Source organism: Mucilaginibacter sp. Mucisp73 (assembly GCF_059491465.1).
Genome location: NZ_CP168507.1, coordinates 5,647,881 through 5,671,939 on the forward strand (window position 1 = coordinate 5,647,881; position 24,059 = coordinate 5,671,939).

Below are 24,059 nucleotides of genomic sequence, written 5' to 3' on the forward strand. Positions count from 1 at the left end.
GTCTTTTTGAGAGAGAGTTGATTTATGCTTCCGTACGCGAAATTTCGCGTGCGGAAGTTTTTTTGAAAAGAGATTCCGTAATTCGCTCAAAAAATTTGTCCTTGTATTGATAACGGCTATTCGGAAGATTTTTTAATTCCCTCCCTTGGGAGGGGTGCGGTGGAAAATGTTGTGGCGGGGAGGGGTTTGTAGGCTTTGCTAATGAATATGCATGGTGATTAATCCCTCCCTACATCCTCCCGAGGGAGGGAATCGCGCAATCCCTGTTTTAAATTTCTTTGAGTACCGATAATACTGTATTGATTTGAAAATAAAGTCCCCAAATAATAAATGAAAAAACTACTTCTCCTGGCGTTTGCCTTTTTACCGGCAGCACTTTCGGCACAAGAAAAGGTGTCGTCACCTGTCGATCTGATCAACCCGCTTATGGGCACGCAATCAAAGCCATCGCTCTCCAATGGGAATACTTACCCGGCAGTAGCACTGCCATGGGGTATGAACTTCTGGACACCGCAAACCGGTAAAATGGGCGATGGGTGGCAGTACACTTATGATGCCGATAAGATCCTCGGTTTTAAACAAACCCATCAGCCATCGCCCTGGATGAATGATTATGGTATGTTTTCTGTTTTTCCGGAAACTGGTAAGTTAAAACTCGACGAAAAAGATCGCGCCAGTTGGTTCTCGCATAAAGCTGAAACAGCGAAACCATACTATTACAGCGTTTACCTGGCCGACTATGACGTAACAACCGAAATAACGCCAACCGAACGCGCTGCCAGCTTCCAGTTCACTTTCCCTAAAAGTGATAGCTCGCACATTGTGATCGACGCTTTTGATAAAGGCTCATATATAAAGATCATTCCCGGCGAGCAAAAGATTATTGGTTACAGCACTAAAAACAGCGGTGCGGTACCTGCCAACTTTAAAAACTATTTTGTTATTTATGTAGATAAACCATTCGCGCTGGCTTCAACATGGCACGATTGGAAACAAGACGCCGGGCAACTGGAATACACCGGCGATCATGCAGGAGCGGTAATCACCCTGAAAACTGCTAAGGGCGAAAAAGTTCATTTAAAAGTAGCTTCGTCATTCATCAGCATTGAACAGGCCGAACTTAACCTGAAACGCGAGTTGGGCAACGATGATTTTGCTGCTACCTGCCAAAAAGCAAAAGATACCTGGAACAAAACGTTAAGTCGTTTAGATGTTGAAGGTGGTACTATTGACCAAACCCGTACTTTTTACAGCAGCCTTTACCGTATGCTGTTTTTCCCAAACAAGATGTATGAGGTTGATGCCAATGGGCAAAATATACATTACAGCCCTTTCAACGGTAAAGTTGCGCCGGGTTACCTGTTTGCCGGTACCGGTTTCTGGGATACCTTCAGGGCATTGTATCCTTTCCTGAACTTGGTTTACCCGTCTATCAATAAAGAAATGCAGGAAGGCCTGATCAATGATTACAAAGAAGGCGGCTGGTTGCCAGAGTGGTCGAGCCCGGGCTACGCTGATTGTATGATCGGTAACAACTCTGCATCGGTAGTTTCTGAAGCTTACCTGAAAGGCCTGCGCGGTTACGATATCGAGACTTTATACCAGGCCCTTAAACACGGTGCCAACAACGAAGGGCCTAATGCTACCGGTCGCCGGGGTGTGCAGTATTATAACACTTTAGGCTATGTGCCATACAACGTAAAGATCAACGAAAATGCTGCGCGTACTTTGGAGTATGCTTATGACGATTTTGCTATTTACCAGTTGGGTAAGGCTTTGGGCAAACCTAAAAAGGAAATAGAGATCTACAAAAAACGCAGCCAAAACTACCGTAATATTTTTGATCCGCAAACTAAACTGATGCGCGGTAAAAATCAGGATGGCACTTTTGAAACACCATTCAATCCGTTTAAATGGGGCGATGCTTTTACCGAAGGTAACAGCTGGCACTATAGCTGGGGCGTGTTCCATGATATTCAGGGTTTAATAAACCTGATGGGCGGCAAGCAGCAATTTGCAGCCAAGCTGGATTCGGTGTTTGAAATGCCGCCCGTGTTTGATGATAGCTACTACGGTGGCGTGATCCACGAGATTCGTGAAATGCAGATTGCAGGCATGGGCCAATACGCGCACGGGAACCAGCCTATCCAGCACATGATCTATCTTTACAATCACGCAAATCAACCATGGAAAACTCAGTACTGGGTTCGTGAAGCTATGAACAGGCTTTACCGGGCAACTCCTGATGGTTACTGCGGCGACGAGGATAACGGTCAAACTTCTGCATGGTATATCTTCTCAGCAATGGGTTTTTACCCGGTTACCCCAGCCAGCGATCAATATGTATTAGGTGCACCGCTGTTTAAAAAGGTAACTGTTAATTTAGAGAACGGCAAAACTATCACCATTAACGCGCCTAAAAACAGCAACGAAAACAGGTATGTAAATACACTTACTGTTGATGGTAAACCGTACACCAACAACTGGTTAAGCCACAAAGGTTTGTTAAATGGCGCTGTGCTTGATTTTGATATGCAGGCAACTCCGAACAAAGAACGCGGCACCAAAGATGCCGATGTGCCTTATTCAATGAGTAACGAGAAATAAACACCCCTCCCAACCCTCCCCAATAGGGAGGGCTTTTTTGTAGGGACGCATCACATGCGTCTCCCGCCATGCTGATCAATTAGCTATGATAGGAGATACGGGTGATGCGTTTCTTGTTTTAGATATTTTATCCGACGTGCTTTTTTGCCTACATTTAGCAATCAGCACTAAACCATGAAATATCTTTTACTTTTCGTACTTATCACAACTACCTGTATTGTTAAAGCGCAGGATTTTGCGGCTTTAAAAGCGGGACAATCAAAGGCCGAACAGATCATATTGAATGATGAAGACGGGAAGGTAATGATGGCATTTTATGATCCCAGCGCCAACAAAACTCAAAATAAACTTATTGCCTCTGTGCAGGCCAACGCCAATAAACATATCCCTCCGGTATTATTTACTATGGCTATGGTTTTATTTGGGCAGGAAAAATATAGCGATGCCTGTTTTTGGTTTTATGTAGCGCAATTAAGGTCAAGATACGATGTAAACCGCAGTGTAGATAAAACGGTATCGGCAGCCAATTGGAACGGCCCAATCGGGATGTCGATAAACCAATATGCCTTTGAGCATCTGGATACCTTAGAAAAGGTTGTTCCCCAGGTTGTAGCCTATGTAACTGCAAATGACGAGTTATATGATCAGCGATGGATCAACGTTTTAACAGCACATGATAAGGTAAAAGACGAAGACATAGATAAGTTAAGCGTTGATAAAAGCCTTTGGCCCGGTATCAAGAAAGAAACAATAGATTCTTATTATGCCGATTTTAAAGAGGTTGTGAATAAAGCCAGGCAAAAGCAATAAGAATATGGTTTTTAAGCAGATATTTAGGGTTTGTTTACGTTTGATTGGTGAATTTACTTTTATCTTTTTTGTAACTTGCCTTATCAATGAAAGGGCAAAAAACACATCATTCAGTACTACTCATATGTCTTTTGGTACTGCCTATGGTCTTTGCTTTTTCCATACGTCCTTCAGGCAAATACAATCTTGATTTTTTTACTACCCATAACCAATTTTACCTCTGCGATTCGGCCTTTACCGGTACCACCGGTGATACTACCTTTTGGAACACCGACGCCCAAAATGCGCGTTTAGGTACGACCGAAGATATCATTGGCATTAAAACAGCCAGTTATGGACACATAAAGGCCGAACTTAATGTGCTCAACGCAGCCGACGCAGAAAAAGATTTCAGCAAATATGACCATGTTGTTGAGGGCAGTGTAAAACTAAGTTCGGGCATTATGGAAGTCCTGAATTTTCCGGATACCAAAATTATCTTAAAAGCCATTGTTACACCGGCAAGATATCGCGTGCGCATTTATTCGTATGCTGTAAAAAACGTGAATCCCGATGAGGACGAAGGTACCGATCACTATAAGATTACCCTTTGGCCCGGAGAAGGTAGGGAAAGGAAAGTATTGAAAGCCTACAGGGCGGACTAATCCATTTATGCCGGCCCGAAACAAAGGTTCATTAATCACGCACTATTTATCGCTGATCATTATCGGGTTGCCTCCCTTTCCGCCGCCAATAATAATCACCTTGGCATTGGGCGAAAGCGCTATTTCCTTTTGTGCTTTTATGGCTTCGTATTGCAGTTGCTTATCCGATAACCCGGTTGAAAGGATACGCTGATAATCGGCAATACCCTGCGCTTCCACTCGCTTCCGCTCGGCTTCCTGGCGTTCCTTTTGCAGCACGAACTCCATTTTTTGGGCGTCCTGCTCGGCATTGATCTTTGATTCGATGCTGGCGCGTACCGAGGCGGGCAGGGTAATATTGCGCACCAGGATCTGTTGCAATTCAAGTCCGCGTTTTTCAAAACTGGCGGTGATGTAACGGTTTATTTTATCCTGGAACTCCTGCCGCTTGGTCGAATACAGATCGACAGCGGCATAAGCAACCGCGTTATCGCGGATGGCCGTGCGCGAAACAGGGCGAACGATCTTATCCACATAGTTTTCGCCGATGTTCTGCATAATGTAAGGGGCTTTGTCGGGCTTCACCTTATAAAGTACTGACAGGTCAATAGTAACCTCAAGCCCATCTGATGAAAGCACCCGGATAGCGTCGTCGCCTTCCTTTTGGCCTTCGTTATTTACCGCGCTCATGGTATAGGTTTGGGTCTGCACATCGAAAGTTGTGATCTCTACAACAGGGTTTATAATGTGTAAACCACTTTCAAGCACCTGGTCCTGCACCTTGCCAAAAAGGGTTTGGACCCCTACCTTGCCCGGCTCAATAACTTTAAATATATTGAGTAACAGACCAAGTACCACCATGGCGATACCCACCGCGGTTACCACGCCGTTAAAGCGGCCGGCCGGTTCGGGCGAACGTTTGAGCACTATACCCACAATGAGTACAATAACTCCTAATACTGCTATAAACATGCAATGAAGTTAAGCTTTTTTTGCATGCTGCAAGCCTATTATAAAAGAATGTTTTTTAGGGGATTAAGGCTGTTATTGCCGGGAATTAGATGGATGCGAGAGGGGGTATTTTTTTTTTGCCGACTTAGCATAACGGCACAAGTTAGCCGGCGCTTATTCCCTTTACACAAAACTTGCGCCATTAGAAGTAGAGAAGACTTACGAAGTTTTAAAAACTTCGTAAGTCTGGAACCTAATTAATATCGGGTTACTTAGTCCCTTTGCCTTTTTTATTTTGCGGGGCTTGCTGGGTTTCTTTTACCTGTTTCAAAAGCCTCAGCTTCATGAAAATCACAACTACGCCAACAACCATGGCACCGGCCATGATCAGGTAGTTTTTTTCGGTGAACATTTTATAAGCTACAATAAAGCACAAAGCTACACCCATGGTGTAAAGCACATTGAGCACCAGTTTAAAGCCCATTAGTATACGTTTAATTCAGGGTCAATTTCGGCCTGCCATGCAAGGATCCCTCCTCTTAGGTTTGACAGATTGGTAAAACCCTGCTGCTCCAGTTGCATAATAGCAGCCGCGCTGCGTTTACCGCTGCGGCACATTACTACTACCGGCTTGTCTTTACTTATCTTTTCCGATTCTATCAGCACTCCGCCAAGCGGTATAAGCTGCCCGCCAAGGTTTGAAGTTTCGTATTCAAAATCTTCCCTAACATCAATCAGTTGAAAATCTTCGCCTTTGTCAATTTTCTCTTTTAGTTCCTGTACGGTTATCTCGTTCATGTTAAATGTAATTATAATCCAAAGGTAGTTTTTTTCTTAATCAAATATTTAGGCTTGTTATTTGTAACAATCAAAGTATATGAGCGTTTCATATATGTTTACACAATAATTACTTGATGAAAAAAGTTACACGCTTTTTCTGGTTCTGTTCAGGAGCACATATCGATACCTTAAAAAAGTACCCAATTGAGCATAATAAGTATGTTGGTATTGGGGCAACTATATTTTTCACGGCACTGTTCGCCGCATTATCCGGCGGTTATGCCATGTACTTTGTTTTTAATGGCGATGCCTTTGCTGTAGGTTTTGCTATACTATTTGGTTTACTGTGGGGAACGGCCATTTTTAACATGGACCGCTACATTGTATCCAGTATCAACAAAGAAGGCACAACCAACCAGCAGATCCTGCAGGCATCGCCCCGTATTTTGCTGGCTATTATGATAGGTATCGTAATCTCGCGCCCGCTTGAACTCAAGATCTTTGATAAAGAAATTCGCCAGAAACTAAAAACCGCCTATTTAAAGGGGCAACGCAGTAAAATTGATACCCTCGAAAAAACCTACATGCAGAAGTATGCCATGGAACTGGGTAAAAACACCGATTTGAAAAAAGAAAAAGATTCGCTTGAACGGGATATCAACCGCTCACGTTACCAGCTTAACCAGGAAGTTTTCGGCGATAAAACCAACCAAACATCGGGCATTACCGGTTATGGCACTTATGCAAAGCAAAAGCAGGCCATACTGGAAGAAAAGGAAGCCCGGCTTAAATCCGTTACTGATAATTTAGGGCAGATGGACCAATACCTGAGTGCCCGTAAAGATTATGAGGGACTGAACAGCACCCGTTTGTTTACAGAGCATCAACTGGACAGTTTGGCCAGCATAGCCGGCTTCTCCGACCGTAACTGGGCATTAGGCCAGCTCACCTACACTGAAAACGGCAAGCGCGACCTCGACACCTATCTCGCTATTTCGTTTATCGGCTACCTGTTCATTTTGTTTGAATGTTTGCCGGTATTTGTAAAGCTGATGTCGCCCAAAGGGCCTTATGATACGGCTATCGCCAAAACAGCCGAAGCCAATATCCACCTTGCCGAACGTGATAAAGAACGTGATATAGCGGTTACCGATAATATTTACGATCACAACCTGGATACGGATATCGAGCGGCGAAAAAAGATCATTACCTCGCAATCTGATTATGATTTTGAGCGGCATAGTTACGAGTAAAACCCTGCATTTTTCCCGTAGAGACGCATAATTGCGTCTCCCAACTATGCAGGGCCGATTTATAGGCGAAGACGCGATTATGCGTCTCTACAGTGGAATATTTTGCAATTACCAACCCAATCTCCCATCTTGCAAAACATAATATCAACCTATGTTTGAGCAATTTTCACATTCAAATTATCATTTCATTTGTGATAATCTTGCAGCTAATGATCCTGATCTGGCCCTGATCATTCAAAATCATGGCTATCCACCACTATGGTCAAGGCCCAATAGTTTTGAAACACTGGTGCATATTATCTTAGAACAGCAGGTGTCCCTGGCTTCGGCACTATCGGCCTTAAATAAATTGCGCGAGCGGATACAGCAAATTACCCCTGCACGGGTACTACTGCTTACCGATGAAGAATTCAGGACATGTTATGTAAGCCGCCAAAAAACCATCTATATAAAATACCTTGCCGAAGCCATTGTAAGCGGGCAGATCAACCTTGCCGAAATGGAACAAATGCCTGATGATATTATCCGTACCAAACTAACCGCCCTCAAGGGCATTGGCAACTGGACGGTTGATGTTTACCTGATGTTTGTACTGCAGCACACCGATGTTTTCCCTATCGGGGATCTGGCCGCAGTGAATGCCCTTAAACGGGTAAAAAATCTGCCAAAAGATATTACCAAAGAAGAGTTGTTAGCGGTGACCGAAAAATGGAAACCATACCGAACGGTAGCGGCGATGATTTTGTGGCATTATTATCTGAGCCAAAGAGTACCGGCCCCACCCAAACCCTCCAGGCAAGGCGTTAAAAAATAAAGATCTTCGGAGGCTCAAGTGATAACACCGAATACAAGTCGAATATTTTATCAGAGCCTTCGCGTAACCCCTCTGCTCTATTAAATAATTGATATTCAGATTGTTATACTGAAATATTCGAAATTATGTTAACCCTGTTAACCCCCCGTTGGTGCTGTCCATGCTCAAAAGCATATAAACAAAAAATGCGCCGGCTTAGCCAACGCATTAAAAATATGCTTATCAAAGGCACCCCCTTTAGGGGGCGGGGGGGGCATTAAATAGCCCATTCCTCTCCTGCTCCTGGTAATCCTGTACGGTTTCAATGGCATTATCAACCACATCACTCAGGGCCGTAATAAATGTTCCGGGGCGGGCCAGGCTCATGGCGTGTTTAATAGCATCAACTTCTTTAGGCACTACCTCAACCTGCTTGTTAGGATCAACTGATTCAATTCCCTCCCTGAGTAAACCAATAATATTTTCGGCGGTGCGGCCACGCAGGTGTTTTTCCTGGCGCAGGATGATATAATCAAACATTTCGGCCGATATTTTACCCAGTTCGCGGATATCGTCATCGCGCCTGTCGCCGGTGCCGGCTATGATACCTATTTTAAGCGGCGAATCGATATGTCTTAAAAACTCCTTGATGCCAGTGTATCCATCGGGGTTGTGGGCAAAATCAATCATGAAACGGAAATCTTTAAACTCAAAAATATTCATGCGGCCAGGCGTTTGTGAGGCCGATGGAATAAAGGTTTCGAGCGAGATTTTGATATCTTCTGTCTTAAATCCCCATAAAAACGTAGCCAGTGTAGCGGCCAGCACATTCTCGATCATAAAGGGCACAGTACCGCCAAACGTAAGCGGGATCAGGATAGTACGCTGTACGCGGATCTTCCAGTCGCCTTTTAAAATGGTGATAAACCCGTTTTCGCAAATAGCGGCAATGCCCCCTTTTTTGCAATGCGATTTAATGATTGGGTTATTTTCATTACGGCTGAAATAAGCTATGTTGCATTCGGCTTTTTTTCCAATGCGTACGCAATACTCGTTATCGGCATTTAAAACGCCCCAGCCATCCTTTTTAACCGAGTTAAGCACTACGCTTTTTACTCGCGAAAGGTCTTCCAATGAATGAATGTCAGATAAGCCCAGGTGATCTTCCTGGATATTGGTAACTACCCCTATATCGCAAAAGCCAAAACCGAGGCCCGAGCGCAGGATCCCCCCGCGGGCTGTTTCCAATACCGCGAAATCAACCGTTGGATCTTTTAGTATAAACTCCGAGCTTACCGGGCCGGTTGTATCGCCCTTCAGCATCATATTATTTTGTACGTAGATCCCATCCGAGGTGGTGAAACCCACCCGGTGACCGTTATTTTTAACAATGTGGGCTATCAAACGGGTGGTAGTGGTTTTACCGTTAGTCCCGGTAATAGCTATGATAGGGATGCGGGCCGATTTACCGGCAGGGTAAAGCATATCAATCACATGTCCGGCTACGTTGCGGGGCAAGCCTTCGCTCGGCGCAATATGCATCCTGAAGCCCGGTGCGGCATTAACTTCCAGTATCACTCCACCTGTATCGGTAAGCGGCTCGGTAAGGTTTTGCGCCATGATGTCGATGCCGCAAATATCCAGACCAATGATTTTAGAGATGCGTTCGCAAATAAAAATATTTTGCGGGTGTACATGGTCGGTAACATCAACCGATGTACCGCCCGTGCTTAGGTTAGCAGTTGATTTTACATAAACCACCTCATCTTTTTCGGGCACGGTTTCAAGCGTGTAGTCTTTTTTTGCCAACAGATCGAGGGTGTCACGGTCGACCGTTATCTCGGTAAGCACATTCTCATGCCCGTAGCCGCGGCGCGGATCGGCGTTTTCCAGGTCTATCAATTCCTGGATATTTAGCCTGCCATCGCCTGTAACATGGGCCGGTTTACGAAGGGCGGCAGCAACCATTTTATTATCGATCACCAACACCCTGAAATCAAAGCCGGTAACATATCGCTCTACAATTACCCGGCGCGATATTTTAGCGGCGTGCTCGTAGGCCTCAATGGCTTCTTCTTCGGTTTTTATGTTGATAGAAATACCACGGCCGTGGTTGCCATCAAGTGGTTTAAATACGAGCGGGAAGCCTACTTTGCGGATAGCATCAGGCACAGCCGATGCTGATGAAATAGTTACGCCTTTTGCAACGGGGATGGCCTGCTCCTGTAAAAGTCGTTTGGTTTCTTCCTTGTTGCTGGCAATATCAACGGCAATGCTGCTGGTTTTTTCGGTCATGGTAGCGCGGAAACGTACCTGGTTTTTGCCGTAACCTAATTGCACTAACGATTGGTTGTTAAGCCTGATCCATGGGATATCCCTCGCTATAGCTTCTTCTACAATTGACCCGGTACTTGGCCCCAGGCGGGTATTTTCCCTAATCTCGCGCATTTGCTGAATATCAACATCCAGGTTGTAATCCTCGCCTTTTATCAAAGCTTCGGTTATGCGTACGGCCGATTCGGCTGCAAAAACGCCAACTTTTTCTTCCAGGTAGGCAAATACTACATTGTATACGCCTTTTGTTTTGGTTTCGCGGGTGCGGCCAAAGCCGGTATCCATACCTGCGAGGGTCTGGATCTCTAAGGCAATGTGCTCAACAACGTGTCCCATCCAGGTGCCGGCAATCACCCGCTGAAAAAAGCCGCCGGGTACACCGGGCGAGCAGCGGTGGCTGTATAACGATGGCAGCAGCTTTTCAAGCCGTTCATAAAAGCCGTCTATTTCGTTGGAGGGGCGGTGCTCCATCTCCTGCAGATCAAGCCGCATTTGTATTAATTTTTTGCGCCTGATGCTCCAAATGTTGGGTCCGCGTAGTACCTGGATATTCTCGATCTTCATTATGTAGGATGCTATTTTTTTGTCAGTCTGATTTTCCCCTTAAAACTATAAAACATAACACGGGAATAAAATTTTTGATGGCGAAAAGCCATTATTTATTATTAGTTCCTGTGTTTGTGCATGTTTTTATCGTAATTTGTATATAGTTGTATTAAGATAGTGTGAAATAATCATGATTGTCCCGAAAGGTAAGCTAATAATTATAGGCGGCGCGGTTGATATGGGGAGCAATGTTACCCTCCAGGAGCATATTTTGCAGCCCGATTATATCAAATTTTTTGAACAAGGCATATTAAGGCGCATAATTAACGAATCTGCTAAGCACGAAGGCTCACAAATTGAAGTGATCACCACCGCCTCTCAAATCCCCGAGCTTGTCGGCGCCGAGTATATCAAGGCGTTTGGTCAGCTCAACGTTACCAATGTTAACGTACTGCACATCAAAAGCCGCGAAGATGCAAGCAATAAAGTTTACCTCGACCGGATCCGCAAAGCCGATGTAGTGATGTTCAGCGGCGGCGACCAGCTCAGGTTAACAGCCATTTTTGGAGGCACCGAATTTTTACAGATCCTTAAACAGCGTTACCAAAAAGAGAATTTCGTTATTGCCGGAACGTCAGCAGGCGCTGCAGCGGCTTCAACACACATGATCTACCGCGGGCAAAGTAACGAAGCCCTGGTTAAAGGCGAAGTGCAGATAACCGCCGGCCTTGGCTTTATCGATTCGGTGATTGTTGATACTCACTTTGTACAGCGTGGCCGCATAGGCCGGTTAATGTATGCCGTGGCAACTAATCCCGGCATTTTGGGGATAGGTTTGGGCGAAGATACAGGCTTACTTATTACCGAAGGTTATATGATGGAAGCTATCGGCTCGGGCCTTATTATTTTGGTTGACGGACGCAACATCGTATCAACTAATATATACGATGTGGAGCTTGGTTCGCCAATATCTATCGAAAACCTGAGGGTACACGTCATGTCGATATTTGATAAGTACGATCTGGTGCAGCACCGTTTAATCATAAAAAAGAGCGTAAAAGTTGAAGAAGGTGTTTTTATAAATGCACCAGGCAGCAAACTTCTACAATAATTTAAACTGCATAAAGTTCTTATAAATACCCTGGCCTTATTTATGCGGTACATCTACTTTAATTTATAATTATGAAAATAATTATTCACGGCGGTTTTTTTAGCGAATCGCATACCAACCAGGAAGTAAAGCTGGCCAAACAGGAAGCCCTGAACGGCATAGTGCAGTTAGGATACAAACACCTGCAACACCACACTGCTGCCGAAACGGCCGTTTATACCGTAAGGCTGCTTGAAGATTGCGAGCTTTTTAATGCCGGAACGGGATCACAGATCCAGAGCGATGGCAAGATCCGCCTCAGTGCCTCTTTGATGGATGGCAAAACCCAACGCTTCTCGGGCGTCATCAACATTGAAGATGTTAAAAACCCTATCTGTGTAGCCGAAAAACTACAAGCCTATGATGATCGTGTATTGAGCGGCAAAGGAGCATGCGATTTTGCTATAGAAAACGGTCATAAATATTATAACCCCGAAATCCCGCAGCGACGTCACGAATACGAACAAAAACTAAGCGATTCCATCAGGCTCGGCACCGTGGGCTGCGTTGCATTGGATGTGCATGGAAACCTGGCAGCCGCAACGAGTACCGGGGGCAAAGGTTTTGAAATTCCCGGCCGTGTTAGTGATTCGGCCACTACTGCAGGAAATTATGCCAATGAGTTTGCCGGCGTTTCATGTACCGGCGTAGGTGAAGATATTGTAAGTGGCTCGGTAGCTGTTAAAATTGTTACGCGAGTAACCGATGGCATGCCCCTTATGGCCGCTACCGAAAAAACCCTCGATGAAATGAAACCTTACGATGGCTTTGCCGGTGTGATAGGCATTACTACTGATGGGCAGATCTATCACTCAGACACCCACCCTTACATGGTATGGGCCCTGCATGACGGAGACATTGAAGTTTTTAACTAAAACCTAAATTTATTTTTCCCGTAGAAAGGGTGTAAGTTAAGCACCTGTAAAATAACGGTGGCCTTTAGGCGTTTACGTATTTACTGCTTTTTACAGGTATTGTTTTCCCGTTAACAAATAATTACATTTGTTAAGCTGATTAATTTAAAAATAAACAGTTTAAACCCAGGAAAAAGATTAGATGAGATATTTCCTACTTATTATTTTATGCGCTGTTGGGTTCGATGCATCAGCGCAATGGTATTACAAGCCATTCAATAAGCGTACCCGGTCTCCGCAAATGGCTTATGCACAAAGCCACTCTATTAAAAGGCTGCCCGCTCCTGCATTGGCTAAAGTAAAGATCCGCCCGTTTACTATTGAACATACCCCATATGTACTGGCCATGATCGAGGAATCGGTTATGAAAACCGCGCAGCACAATATGCGTTTTCATGTGTACAATGCCGCCAGCTACAACTTTAGCGACCTGGCCCAGATGTATATGAAGCAAAACCGCCTGGCCGAGGCCAAATGGTTCCTGCTGCAAAGTATCACCATATCGCGCCAGCAAAACGACGACAGGCATACCATAGCCAACCTGCTTGACCTTGCGACTGTAAAAGCTGATTACGGCGATTATGCACAGGCCAAACAAGACCTGGCCGAAGCCCGGCAACTGGCTGTTGCCCGCGGTTTGACTTTTGACCTGGCTACTGTAGAGAAAAAAACGCGCTATTTACAGGACAATAAATTCAACACGCTGCATACCGAAACCCATTTTGCCGAAACCGCCGATGCAGGTACAAAAACAGTTAACAAATAATATTTTTTTGTAACAAAAACGTAAAATGGTGCTGCCTGCATACTATTAGTAAAACATAATCGTATTATTGTTATTAGTAATTAAGAGACAGCATATTGACTGTCTCTTTTTTATTTTACATTAGCAAATTAATAATAGGCACAAGTATTGATGTTTTACACCAACCCCGATTTAACTACAGTAAAAGATATGTTTAAGAAAGTATATTTGTTATTGGTGCTGGGCGCAGCCCTCGCCTGTAAAGCATCACCATCCAAACCTGTTAAAGTAGCAGGTTCAAATGATTTACAGCCCGATGAACAGCAAAGCCTTGTTTGTAAGCAGGTAGCATCATTAATCTCTAACTACAACTATAAAAAAGTTCCGCTGAACGATTCAGTATCCGCCATCATTTACGACCGGTATATCAAATCGCTCGACGAGAACCACAGCTATTTTTTAGCATCTGATATCAAGGATTTTGAAAAATATAAAACCGTACTTGATGATGATATTAAAGCCGGCAACCTGGCCGATGCTTTTTATATCTTCAATGTTTTTCAGAAAAGATATATCGAGCATGTAAAATATTCGCTTGAGCAGATCAATAAAAATTTCGATTTCAATAAAACTGAAACCTTTGTTTATGATCGCGATAAATTGCCATGGATTGCTTCGCAAAGCGAAATGGATGCCATGTGGACCAAGCGCGTAAAATACGATTTGCTAAACCTGAAACTGGCCAATGCTGATATGGCCAAGAACAAGGAAACGCTCAAAAAACGTTATGAAAACCTGTTAACCCAAAGCAACAAGCTATCAAACCAGGACGTTTTTCAATACTTTATGGACGCCTTTACAGAGGCTATCGATCCGCATACTAATTACTTTAACCCGTCAAACGCAGCTAATTTCAATATCGAAATGTCGCGCCAGGTTGAGGGGATCGGTGCTTCACTACAGGTGGAAAACGAGTATGTAACCATTAAAACCATTGTACCGGGCGGCCCTGCAGATAAAAGCCACCAGATAAGCGTCGACGACCGTATCGTTGCAGTAGCACAGGGTAAAACCGGCGAATTCCAGAACGTGGTGGGATGGCGTGTTGATAATGCCATCGCTATCATCCGCGGTACTAAAGGCACAACGGTAAGGCTTGAAATATTGCCTGCCGGTGCAAATGCATCAAGCAAACCCAAAGTGGTTGAAATGGTACGTGAGAAGATCATCCTGAAAGACCAATCGGCCAAAAAAGAGATCCGCACTTACAACAGCAATGGTAAAACGGTTAGGATAGGTGTGATATCTATCCCGGCATTCTATATTGACTTTAACGACTATAAAGCAGGCAACCCTAACTATAAAAGCACCACCCACGATGTTAAGGCAATCCTTGACTCGTTAAAGAAAGAAAATGTAGACGGCCTGGTGATCGACCTGCGTGAAAACGGTGGTGGTTCATTGATGGAAGCTATTGAGCTTACCGGTCTGTTCATTAAAACCGGCCCTGTAGTACAGGTGCGTGACACTAAAGACCAGGTGGAAATTGATAAAGACGAAGATGCGGACATCACCTATAGCGGCCCTATGGCGGTACTGGTTGACCGTTTCAGCGCTTCGGCCTCTGAAATCTTCTCGGGCGCTATCCAGGATTACGGCCGCGGGTTAATATTGGGAACCCAAACTTATGGTAAAGGCTCGGTACAAAGCGCTATCGATCTTGACAGGGTGATTGGTTCTTCACTTCGTGAAAAAATTGCAGGCGTTGTTGGCGGCGGTAAAAAAACAACCTCAACGGGCAGCCAAAGCACTTACGGACAACTTAATTTGACCATAGCTAAATTCTATCGTATCAGCGGTAATTCAACCCAGCACAAAGGGGTAACACCTGATATTTCATTCCCATCGGTTATTCCATTGGATAAATATGGCGAAGATACCGAACCATCAGCAATGCCTTTTGACATCATTGCCAAAACTGATTATACCAAAACAGGCGATTTTACCGGCGTACTGCCACAGCTAAAAAAACTGCACGACCAACGCATGGCCGGCAGCGACAGCTATAAATACCTGCTTGAAGATATTGCTGATTTCAAAAAACATGATGCCGATGACAGCGTATCGTTAAAAGAATCTGATTTGAAGAAACAACGTGACGATGATGAAGCGAAATCATTTGAGCGTAACAACCTGCGTCGGGTAGCATTAGGTTTGCCAGCCCTTAAAAAGGGTCAAACCAAACCTAAAAACGAAGACCTTGACTTTGTAAAACGCGAAGCCGGCCAAATCATGACCGATTATATCAGCCTTGATAATAAGTATACAAGCGTATCGCAACCGGCTAACTAAGCAAATTATTAATAATATTGAGCGCCCGGAATTGAAAGATGCCGGGCGTTTTTATTTATACACAAATGCATTACTGGTTAAGAAGGATTTTATCGAATTTCACGAATTGATATACTTAGATGCCTTACATCAAAAAATAAAATTCGTGTAATTCGATTTAATTCGGGGAATTAGTGTCATATTCTTAAAAATCACCTCCCTGTTATAAAACCCTGCCGGCTAATACCCCGGCATTTTGTAAATTTGGCCTCTTATAAAAATCGATACAACGTTGAAAAATAATATTCTTATTGTTGATGATGTGCATGCCATTTTCATGGAGATGGCCGAGGCCAAGGGTTACACCTGCGATTACCGTCCGCTGATTAAGGTTGACGAAGCCATGCAAATCATAGGCGACTATGCAGGGTTGGTGATCCGCTCAAAATTCAGGGTGGATAAAGCCGTGCTTGATGCAGCTACCAACCTACAATTCATAGCCCGCGCCGGCGCTGGTATGGATAATATTGATGAAGATTATGCTACTCAAAAAGGCATAAAACTCATCAACGCGCCCGAAGGCAACTCAGATGCCGTAGGCGAACATGCCATAGGTTTACTGCTGTCATTAATGAACAACCTAAACCGCGGCGACGCCGAAATTCGCGGGGGGAAGTGGCAGCGCGAGGCTAACCGGGGTTACGAACTAAAAGGTAAAACAGTAGGTATTATCGGCTACGGCCATATGGGCAGCAGCTTTGCCAGGAAACTTTCAGGCTTCCAGGTAAATGTTATTGCTTACGATAAATACAAAACCGGCTTCAGTGATAAATATGCGCGCGAGGTAAGCATGGAAGAAATTGTAAAGCACAGCGATGTACTGAGCTTACATATCCCTTTAACTCCAGAAACCAACGGACTGGTGGATGATGAATACCTGTTCCATTTTAAAAAGCCTATCTTTTTCTTAAACACCTCACGCGGCAAAACTGCTAAAGTAAGTGCCGTGCTAAACGCCATACGCGAAGGCAAAATTTTAGGGGCAGGGTTGGATGTATTGGAGGTTGAAAAATTCCCGGCCCTTGCCGAACAACAATGGTTTGAGGAATTAAAACGAAGCGGCAAAGTGCTGTTAAGCCCTCACGTTGCCGGCTGGACATTTGATTCATACCGGAAGATCAGCGAGGTAATGGCCGAAAAGCTGGCCGATTTGAAAGGATAGGCAGATTATCGGAACCACACATATCTTTAATAATTACGACAGTGTAAGGAATGCCCCTTGTAAGTCACATGAAAGAGAAATCTCCTGCGCCATGCATATTTTATAAGGCATGGTGCAGGAGATTTCTGTTTAGATACATTTCCGGGCTGGGTTGGTAGAAATGATAACTGATTTAATATATTCGTTATGCCGTTTCCTTGTACAATACCATGCCGGCATGGTAAAACACCCCGTCCCTGAAATCGCCTTCGGCAGTAAAGCCGGTATCGTCAAGATATTCAACGTGGTTCCCTAATACACTGTAGTAACCTGTGTAGGCATTTTGTTTGTCGCCTCGGGCCTCAGTGTAGCGCCCGTTAGGCAAAAATTCGTGACGTATAAACCCATCGCGGGTAACCCATACACCTATATAATGATGAGCATTTATTGTTGTATTGCTGTTGAAAGTGTTAAATCTTTCCATGTTGCTAATTCGTTTTGAACGAAGGCAAGCTTCTTTTCAACCAGACCGTAAGCATCCTCGCCCAAAAATAAATTTAGCGGTGGGTTAGCTTCGTTAGTTATGCTGATCATAGCCTCGGCTGCTTTTTCAGGGTCGCCGGCTTGTTGCTTGTCCATGTCGTTTTGGTGAAAATTTACTGTATCGCGAACGTTTTGATAGTCGGCTATCTGGTTTTGAGGTACCGCCAATGAACCGGCCGACAGGAAGTTGGTCCTGAAATAACCCGGCTGTACAATGGTAACCTTTATGCCAAACGGTGCAACTTCGGCCGATAGGGTTTCAGAAAAACCATTAACGGCAAACTTGGTGGCGCAATAAATACCTCCGCCTGCAAACGCGCCGGTGAAACCACCTATCGACGATACATTTAAAATATGACCTGATTTTTGAGCACGCAGATAAGGCAACGCCTTACGGATCACATTCAATGATCCAAATACGTTAACCTCAAAGTTATCACGGGCCTCGCGGTCGGTCAATTCTTCAATACCGCCTAATAATCCGTAACCGGCGTTGTTGACAATAACGTCAATTTTTCCGAAGGTTTTTACCGTAAGTTCAACGGCTTCCTGCACACTGTCTTCGCTGGTCAAGTTAACGGAGAGGGGTAAAAACTGCTCGTTTTGCGTGTCAACTGCTTTGGTCAAATCGCTTAAATTGCGCGATGTAGCGGCTACTTTATAGCCTTCATTCAATAGTTTTTTTACTAAGGCAAGTCCCAGTCCTTTTGAGGCACCAGTTACAAACCATACTTTGTTGTTTTCCATATGTTATGTTTGATAGATTTTGATTTTACTTGTTACTATTTCAATGATTGTTTATGATTTTCACCTATTTTGTCTTTTGGGATTTCACCGATAGGCTATGATTCCACCGATTTATGATGAATTCAACCTGCTCTATCGTGTTTGTCCGAGCGGCCGTACCACCACCTCGTTAACTGAGATATTATCTGGCTGGCTTATAGCGTAAATCACCGCGTTGGCTATAGCCTCCTCATCAAGTTTTGGCATGTTGGCAAGGTTGCCGTACAAGCCCTTAATCTTAGGGCTGGTAATGTCATGTCCTAATTCGGATTTAGTTGCGCCGGGGTAAATGGTGGTTACCTTAATGTTTTGGGCAACTTCCTCGCGCAGGGTTTCCATAATAGCCTTGACCGCGAACTTGGTACCGCTGTAAACGCCAATGCCCGGCGACGTTTTTAAACCACCAACCGATGACGTGGAGAGGATATGCCCCTGGCCGCGTTCAAGCATGTGGGGCAGCACAGCATTAATCCCGTACAATACGCCCTTAATATTAATGTCGATCATTTTATCCCACTCATCAACATGACCTTCTTCAAAAAAAGAGATGGGCATGATGCCGGCATTGTTCCACATTACGTCAACTCGGCCAAATTTGGCTATGGTCTGCAGAATGACGTTATCCAGATCAGTTCGCCTGGCAACATCGGTTACTACATACATAGCATTCTCGCCAATTTCCTGTGCCAGGTCTTTCAACTGATCTTCCCGGCGGGCAGCCAAAACCACTTTAGCGTCAAGTTGTGCCAGTTTGCGGGCAGCAGATGCGCCGATGCCACTGCTGGCACCGGTTATTACAATCACTTTATCCTTGATACTTTCCATTTGGTGTTTATAGGTAGATATAGGGTAAACGGAATAAAATTTAGAAATCAGTTGAGCAGGTTACATCCTCCCACTGCCTGATTTCATTGTGTAAAGTATCAAGCTTTGCCAAAGCGCGATTGTATGCATCACCACCTAATAAAAGGTACAATGGCGGGTTCTCTTCATAAACTGTGTTGATAATAGCAGTTGCAGCCTTTTCCGGGTCACCGGCTTGCTTGCCGTCCATTTTGAGGTATTTGTTATGAATGGCGCGCACTTCTGTATAATCATCAATTTGGTTGCCAGTAATTGAAAGCGATCCTGCAGTAAGAAAACTGGTGCGGAAAGCGCCGGGAGCGACCACGGTTACCTTAATGCCCAATTCCTTAACATCAGCAGCAAGCACTTCCGAAATACCGATCACGGCATATTTGGCCCCTGCATAAATTGCCCAGCCGGTATTAGCTGTAATACCTGCGATAGATGAAATATTGATGATATGGCCTGAGCGCTGTTTGCGCAGGTATGGCATTGCCGCACGGATCACGTTCAGCATACCAAATACGTTTACATCAAATGCCATACGGGTTTCGGCATCACTAAGTTCCTCAATAGCTCCACCAATGCCATAGCCGGCATTATTGATCACTACATCGATACGGCCAAAAGCTTCATAGGTGTGTTGCAATGCAAGCGATACACTGCTATCGTTTACCAGATCGACTTGTAGGGGTAAAAAATTATTGCTTGTTGTATTAACCGCAGCGGTTAATTCCTGTAAATTTCTGGAAGTAGCGGCAACAAGCTGTCCTGCATCCAGTAGTTGTTTTACTAAGCTGAGGCCAAAACCTTTCGAAGCCCCGGTAATAAACCATACTTTGTTGTTGTCCATAAAAATTGTTTGCTTTGTTTATTTGAGATAAAACAAAGTTACAGCAGCAACAAAGGGGGCACATTACATTAATCAAACCAAAGGTTACAAAATTCAAACATTTCGGAACGAGCTTGGTGTTTGTTGGGTTTGTTTCTTGAAAAAGTTATTAAAATGTGTCGGCTCCTCAAAGCCCAGGCAATAACCAATTTCAGAAATGTTCCAGTCTGTATGCCTTAATAATGATTTGGCTTCGCTCAGCAGCCTGTCGGCAATATGATCGGTAGTGGTTTTGCCGGTAGTTTCGCGAATTGCCCTGTTCAGATGGTTTACATGCACCGAAAGCCGTTGTGCAAAATCATTGGCCGATCGCAATACAAACCGCTGTGAAGGGGTTTCAATAGGAAACTGCCTTTCAAGCAGCTCAGTAAATACTGATGTTATGCGCGATTTAGCGTCTACATGCTTATAAACATTTTCGGATGGTTCCGTTTTAAGCGCATAATAAATTACTTCCGTAACATAATTACGGAGCAGATCATATTTAAAAGCATACTCGGTATTAATCTCAGACAGCATTTTCTGAAAAAGAGCGGTTACATAAGCGTCCTGTTCATCATTTAAGGCATAAACCGGCTTGGCATTAAGCCCAAACATCGGAAACTCACTTAATCCGGTACGGAACTTCTCCAGAAAAAACTCCTCAGTAAATATGCAGAAGAAACCTGTACGATCATCAGACATGTGCTCAAATGTATAAGGTACCATGGCACTGAAGAACATCAGCGTTGAACCCGAAAGCTTGATACTTTTATCGGCATAATGAATGATATTATCGCCGCGCATCAGGCTGATCTTATAAAAAGTACGGCGACTGTAGGTTACCTGCTTTGCATTAGGGCCAATACAATCCTCAATCCTGAATACATTAAAATGACCGATGCTTTGCTGAAGGTTACCGGGCAGCCAGTTAACCTTTCTTTGATAAAAATCTTGAAGTGTTTCTGCTTTCGACATAAAACAAAGTTACAAAAATCAAACCGAGACGTCAAAACAGGGATAATTTAATATTTTGAGGTAAATAAAAAGCCTTTAAATCGCATGATTTAAAGGCTTTGAACATTTTTAAAATGTTTTTTAGCGGAATGGACGGGACTCGAACCCGCGACCCCATGCGTGACAGGCATGTATTCTAACCAGCTGAACTACCACTCCTCCCGTTTGGGGTTGCAAATATACAAACCTTTTTGATCTACACAAATTGTAGAACTTAAAATAAAAAAAGCTTAAAACACAAAAAAGCCTTACTTTTCAGTAAGGCTTTTAGCGGAATGGACGGGACTCGAACCCGCGACCCCATGCGTGACAGGCATGTATTCTAACCAGCTGAACTACCACTCCTCCGTTTGGGTGTGCAAATATACAAACCATTTTATTCTACACAAATTGTTTTTTCAAAAAAGTTCATTATTTTGAAAATTAAGCACTTTTTTGCGCGGTGTGCCTTTTTTGGTGGCTGTAAATTACTGATATTCAACATTAAATCAGGAAATCACAAAATATAAATCCTGTAGAAATTTAATAGTGGTTAATTCACTTCAAAGCTAAAATATTGGCTTGCGATGTCACCTTGTACCGTAATTCCTTGTACAATTCCTATATATTTCCCTGTTTGATCAGACGTATAAAACGACACCTGATTTTTACCTGCGGCTGAAGTATTGATATCCGGCCCCCAATAAAGCAGGTTTCTGAAATCGGGCAACCGGTTTTTAGCTCCCTGTTCAGTGTCATATACCGGAGAATAGAACTCACGCTGCAATTGCAGACCTTCATAATCGAGCACTACTGCTTTGGGGTCTATTTCAACACCGCCAAGATCGCCCTTATAAGTTGTAAAGCTTAAGATTCCTTCGTAAACAGATGGTCCCCAATAATACCGGTACGGAACATCTTCCAGCTTACGAACTTTCAACGGGTCAATACCCATAACCTTATCTATGTTAAAAACAGGTACGTCATCAAGCATCACTAAGGGGTCGCCATCTAAAAATCCATTACCATTCAATACTTTGATGTGATACCGTTTTTGCGACCTGTTAACCCAAACTTCTCTTACATACTCTCTCAACACCTCTTCAATTGTAGTAAAGCGGGTATAGTTATCCAAAAGGTAGGTTTTATAGGGGGTTGTATAAAAACCCGAACTATCAACCTGCGGCTCATAAAAGTGCTTGATCTTATTGCCTAAATAAATATTTTGAACCTGCGTGCCCAGGCTTCTTTCTTCAATGGCGCTTTGCATGCCCCGGGTTAGGTTAAATTTTAACATAGGGGATTTTGCGAATTGTTCAGAAAAAGGGCTTAAAATATCAATATGATAGGTGGTATCCCGTTCTGAATTGGTTTGAACTACTATTTCGCCGGGACCATAAAGTTGTCTTGTATTAAAAATCAACCTGCCTGTAGAATCGCTTTTTGCGGCATACAGCTGTACCCGTTTTCCCGGGACACTTAAATAAGCTACTATATCTTTGGCAATACCACCGGTTTGCGTATTGGTTATTTTACCGGTAATCAGGTGCCCGTCATACTCTGGCAAAAAACTAAATGCCGCCTGTTTATTACCAAATACATTATCCCATTGAAACCTTCGCCATCCTTGTGTTAGCATGAGGTTATCAAGGGCCGTGTCGGCTTCAGCATCGGTATTTTTGAAGTAGTAGCCTGGCGATTCAATATTTCCACGCAAATCTGACTTGAGCCACAGATAGCTGAATATTTCGCCGGCATCAATATTTTGTAATGAGTCAATCTTATAAACCGACATTGACAGGTTAGCAGGTTTTACGCGCCCCGAAAAATCTTTGGCAGCGATGTCCACACTTACCTTTTTACGGCGGGTATATGAAGGCTGATCAGCAGAGGCCTCGATAATGAGGTTTTGTTTGGGACGTTTAAAATAAAGCCTTTCGCACACGGGTTGCCTGGCGCTATTGAAAATTGTTAAGTGCGACACTCCTTCGCCCAATTTAGCTTTATCAAGCGTAAAAATGGCACTGCCGTTGTTAAAAGGTGCTGTCATGCCGGCTTTAACCGATTGGCCTGTATGAGCAAACAGATATAATTCGCCAGCTTCAACGCCGGCGCCTTTTACTGTGATCTCCACCCGTGTGCTACCTGCATCTTTTACAGCCATTACATAACCCCGACTTTCAACGGCAGGTAACTCTTTGGTAACAGCCGGGGTATTGCCCGATTTAATAACAGCCGTATAAACATTCCCGGCTATCGGGGTGAATAAAAAGCTGCCAATACCAAACTTCAATGGCCGGAAGCGCGCTACCGTATCGTGCTTCTGATCAACAATAAAACCTCTGCATTCACTTAAGCCTGTACCGTCTGATGCTGTAACCTTAAAAGCAACTTTACTGCTAATACCCGCAACAAGGTTCCCTCCTTCCGGGAAAAACTGAATATCGTAGCCCGGTGACTGTGCTTTAGTTATGGCTTCGGGAGATTTTAGAGGATTAATAATGGTAATATTCTTTTCGAAATAATAATCGGGAGTAAAATTTTTCATCCAGTTGGTATAGGCCCTTAGCTTATAATTACCATTGCTTGCTGATATCGGTATATAAACAGAGCCACTCCCGAGGCCGTTTTTCATTTCTATTTTAGTTTGGATTATGGCATTTTGCTTATTGTCCAATACATCAACATATACAACTTTGCTAATACCAAGCGGCTTATGATAAGTAGCGTCAACGTTATACGCTTTAAACCATAAAATTTCGCCGGTCATATAGGCGCTTTTGTCAGTATGTACAAAAATCTTTTCCTGTACGGTAGCCTGGCTGTATTTGGTAAAGCTGTCGGAGATTTGGCTTATAGTTTGTGCCTTCCCGTTCAATGACAACAGTAACATACCGGAAATCATCGGAACGATAGCAAGTTTTTTAATTTCTTTCATAGCCAAACCTTATTGATTTATTTTCATGGCATCATTCATAA

At 43.8% G+C, this 24,059-nt stretch carries 20 protein-coding genes and 2 tRNA genes; 10 read left to right on the forward strand and 12 right to left on the reverse strand.

The genetic code is table 11. From position 1 onward, the window contains the following. The first annotated feature begins 330 nt into the window (after positions 1–330). The 3 genes from ACEN82_RS23250 to ACEN82_RS23260 all read left to right on the forward strand — a co-directional run bounded on the left by ACEN82_RS23250 (position 331) and on the right by ACEN82_RS23260 (position 4,061). Positions 331–2,607 carry a GH92 family glycosyl hydrolase gene (locus ACEN82_RS23250; RefSeq protein ID WP_413321135.1) on the forward strand — a complete coding sequence of 759 codons (2,277 nt, stop codon included), beginning with the start codon at positions 331–333 and terminating at the stop codon, positions 2,605–2,607. A 174-nt stretch (positions 2,608–2,781) separates the two neighbouring features. Continuing rightward, positions 2,782–3,417 carry a hypothetical protein gene (locus ACEN82_RS23255; RefSeq protein ID WP_413321134.1) on the forward strand — a complete coding sequence of 212 codons (636 nt, stop codon included), beginning with the start codon at positions 2,782–2,784 and terminating at the stop codon, positions 3,415–3,417. Positions 3,418–3,503: 86 nt separating this feature from the next. Then, positions 3,504–4,061: a hypothetical protein gene (locus ACEN82_RS23260; protein ID WP_413321133.1), complete on the forward strand. Its 558-nt coding sequence runs from the start codon at positions 3,504–3,506 to the stop codon at positions 4,059–4,061. A 42-nt stretch (positions 4,062–4,103) separates the two neighbouring features. Here the strand turns inward: ACEN82_RS23260 and ACEN82_RS23265 are convergent, their stop codons facing one another. From ACEN82_RS23265 to ACEN82_RS23275, 3 genes are all read right to left on the reverse strand, one after another. Continuing rightward, positions 4,104–5,012 (reverse strand): prohibitin family protein, encoded by a 909-nt coding sequence (locus tag ACEN82_RS23265; protein WP_090531094.1) that lies wholly within the window; start codon positions 5,010–5,012, stop codon positions 4,104–4,106. A 247-nt stretch (positions 5,013–5,259) separates the two neighbouring features. Next, the gene (locus ACEN82_RS23270; protein ID WP_176625608.1) at positions 5,260–5,475 is read right to left on the reverse strand and encodes a DUF6358 family protein; all 216 of its coding nucleotides are present in this window, start codon (positions 5,473–5,475) and stop codon (positions 5,260–5,262) included. After that, on the reverse strand, positions 5,475–5,789 hold the full coding sequence (locus ACEN82_RS23275) for a rhodanese-like domain-containing protein (RefSeq protein ID WP_090531100.1): 315 nt from the start codon (positions 5,787–5,789) through the stop codon (positions 5,475–5,477). The genes ACEN82_RS23270 and ACEN82_RS23275 overlap by 1 nt, the downstream gene beginning before the upstream one ends. 116 nt (positions 5,790–5,905) lie before the next feature. Here ACEN82_RS23275 and ACEN82_RS23280 point away from each other — a divergent pair, with 116 nt between their 5' ends. Further along, positions 5,906–7,024, forward strand: a complete 1,119-nt coding sequence (locus tag ACEN82_RS23280) for a DUF4407 domain-containing protein (protein ID WP_090531102.1) — start codon at positions 5,906–5,908, stop codon at positions 7,022–7,024. Positions 7,025–7,175: 151 nt separating this feature from the next. Further along, positions 7,176–7,838, forward strand: coding sequence for a DNA-3-methyladenine glycosylase family protein (locus ACEN82_RS23285; RefSeq protein ID WP_413321132.1), 663 nt, complete (start codon positions 7,176–7,178; stop codon positions 7,836–7,838). 237 nt (positions 7,839–8,075) lie between these two features. Here the strand turns inward: ACEN82_RS23285 and cphA are convergent, their stop codons facing one another. Further along, positions 8,076–10,715, reverse strand: a complete 2,640-nt coding sequence (gene cphA / locus ACEN82_RS23290) for a cyanophycin synthetase (RefSeq protein ID WP_495644025.1) — start codon at positions 10,713–10,715, stop codon at positions 8,076–8,078. Positions 10,716–10,887: 172 nt separating this feature from the next. Between cphA and ACEN82_RS23295 the strand changes: the two genes are divergently transcribed. The 5 genes from ACEN82_RS23295 (at position 10,888) to ACEN82_RS23315 (ending at position 17,059) form a co-directional block, all read left to right on the forward strand. Beyond that, positions 10,888–11,808, forward strand: a complete 921-nt coding sequence (locus ACEN82_RS23295; protein ID WP_413321379.1) for a cyanophycinase — start codon at positions 10,888–10,890, stop codon at positions 11,806–11,808. Positions 11,809–11,879: 71 nt separating this feature from the next. Then, on the forward strand, positions 11,880–12,722 hold the full coding sequence (locus ACEN82_RS23300) for an isoaspartyl peptidase/L-asparaginase (protein WP_091172868.1): 843 nt from the start codon (positions 11,880–11,882) through the stop codon (positions 12,720–12,722). Positions 12,723–12,903: 181 nt separating this feature from the next. Then, positions 12,904–13,527, forward strand: a complete 624-nt coding sequence (locus tag ACEN82_RS23305; RefSeq protein ID WP_413321378.1) for a hypothetical protein — start codon at positions 12,904–12,906, stop codon at positions 13,525–13,527. Positions 13,528–13,716: 189 nt separating this feature from the next. Then, on the forward strand, positions 13,717–15,858 hold the full coding sequence (locus tag ACEN82_RS23310; protein WP_413321377.1) for a carboxy terminal-processing peptidase: 2,142 nt from the start codon (positions 13,717–13,719) through the stop codon (positions 15,856–15,858). Positions 15,859–16,129: 271 nt separating this feature from the next. Beyond that, positions 16,130–17,059 (forward strand): NAD(P)-dependent oxidoreductase, encoded by a 930-nt coding sequence (locus ACEN82_RS23315; RefSeq protein WP_413321376.1) that lies wholly within the window; start codon positions 16,130–16,132, stop codon positions 17,057–17,059. Between the two features lie 184 nt (positions 17,060–17,243). Here the strand turns inward: ACEN82_RS23315 and ACEN82_RS23320 are convergent, their stop codons facing one another. From ACEN82_RS23320 to ACEN82_RS23355, 8 genes are all read right to left on the reverse strand, one after another. Beyond that, the gene (locus ACEN82_RS23320; protein ID WP_112651662.1) at positions 17,244–17,522 is read right to left on the reverse strand and encodes an Atu4866 domain-containing protein; all 279 of its coding nucleotides are present in this window, start codon (positions 17,520–17,522) and stop codon (positions 17,244–17,246) included. Then, positions 17,483–18,328, reverse strand: coding sequence for an oxidoreductase (locus ACEN82_RS23325; RefSeq protein ID WP_413321375.1), 846 nt, complete (start codon positions 18,326–18,328; stop codon positions 17,483–17,485). The genes ACEN82_RS23320 and ACEN82_RS23325 overlap by 40 nt, the downstream gene beginning before the upstream one ends. Positions 18,329–18,460: 132 nt before the next feature. Continuing rightward, positions 18,461–19,192, reverse strand: coding sequence for an SDR family oxidoreductase (locus ACEN82_RS23330; protein ID WP_413321374.1), 732 nt, complete (start codon positions 19,190–19,192; stop codon positions 18,461–18,463). Between the two features lie 40 nt (positions 19,193–19,232). Continuing rightward, complete coding sequence (locus ACEN82_RS23335) at positions 19,233–20,066, reverse strand: oxidoreductase (RefSeq protein WP_090531131.1); 834 nt, start codon at positions 20,064–20,066, stop codon at positions 19,233–19,235. Positions 20,067–20,159: 93 nt separating this feature from the next. Further along, complete coding sequence (locus ACEN82_RS23340; RefSeq protein WP_090531134.1) at positions 20,160–21,062, reverse strand: helix-turn-helix domain-containing protein; 903 nt, start codon at positions 21,060–21,062, stop codon at positions 20,160–20,162. 124 nt (positions 21,063–21,186) lie between these two features. Continuing rightward, positions 21,187–21,260, reverse strand: a tRNA-Asp gene (locus tag ACEN82_RS23345). Positions 21,261–21,372: 112 nt separating this feature from the next. Continuing rightward, positions 21,373–21,446, reverse strand: a tRNA-Asp gene (locus ACEN82_RS23350). A gap of 187 nt (positions 21,447–21,633) precedes the next feature. Beyond that, positions 21,634–24,018, reverse strand: a complete 2,385-nt coding sequence (locus tag ACEN82_RS23355; RefSeq protein WP_413321373.1) for a hypothetical protein — start codon at positions 24,016–24,018, stop codon at positions 21,634–21,636. Positions 24,019–24,059 lie beyond the last annotated feature (41 nt).